2 protein-coding genes are annotated in these 964 nt (G+C 34.3%); both read left to right on the top strand.

The window, feature by feature from the left end:
* The coding region (locus tag OU788_RS12430; protein WP_274635453.1) for a dihydrodipicolinate reductase C-terminal domain-containing protein at positions 1 to 296 on the top strand (296 nt) is incomplete at its 5' end.
* A gap of 79 nt (positions 297 to 375) precedes the next feature.
* On the top strand, positions 376 to 964 hold a 589-nt coding region (locus tag OU788_RS12425), incomplete at its 3' end, for a DUF5684 domain-containing protein (RefSeq protein ID WP_274635452.1).

Raw genomic sequence — 964 nt, 5'->3', positions numbered from 1 at the left:
ACGCTCCAAGTGGTACTGCTATTACTTTAGCTGAAGGAATTATTGAAAACACCAATAAAAAAGCTTGGGAGTTAGACGAAAAAACTTCCGAAGATAATATTCCTATTACAGCTGTTAGAACTCCAGATGTACCAGGTACACATACTGTAACTTATAGTTCTGAAGTAGATACAATTGACATAAAACACACAGCACACAACCGACAAGGTTTTGCTTTAGGAGCCGTTATTGCCGCTGAATGGTTACATAACAAAACAGGTGTTTACACCATGAGAGATGTGTTAAACTTAGGTTAATAACGTAACAATAAGCAGCTAAAAAGCACAAATAAGCTTAGAATTACATTCCTGAAAAGGAAAACAAAATATACAGATTATGACATTTACTGAATGGTTTTTATTCTTCTTATTCATACAAGTTGTTCATTTTTTAGGTACGTGGAAGCTATACACACGAGCTGGTAAAAAAGCTTGGGAGGCTGCTGTACCTGTATACAACGCCATAGTACTAATGCAAATTATTAATCGCCCTAAATGGTGGGTGATTTTATTATTCGTTCCTATTGTAAACCTACTTATGTTTCCAATAGTGTGGATTGAAACTTGTAGAAGTTTTGGCTTCAACAAAAAACCAGATACTATTTTAGCTGTTCTTACTTTAGGCTTATATATTTATTACATCAATTATTTTACAGATGCAAAACACATTGAAAACAGAAGCTTAAAACCAAGGTCTCCTTTAGGTGAATGGATAAGTTCTATTGCTTTTGCTATTATAGCCGCTACTTTAGTGCATACTTATTTTATGCAACCATACACTATTCCTACTTCTTCGTTAGAAAAAACATTGTTAGTAGGTGATTATTTATTTGTTAGCAAGTTTCATTACGGTGCTCGCGTACCTATGACTACTGTTGCTGCACCAATGGCACATGATACTATTCCTGTATTAGGAACAAAATCAT

Origin of the sequence: Tenacibaculum sp. L6 (genome assembly GCF_028823685.1) — a bacterium.
In the GTDB taxonomy this organism is placed as follows: domain Bacteria; phylum Bacteroidota; class Bacteroidia; order Flavobacteriales; family Flavobacteriaceae; genus Polaribacter.
Note: the sequence above shows the minus strand (reverse complement) of the source record. Positions and strands in the feature narration are given on the sequence as shown.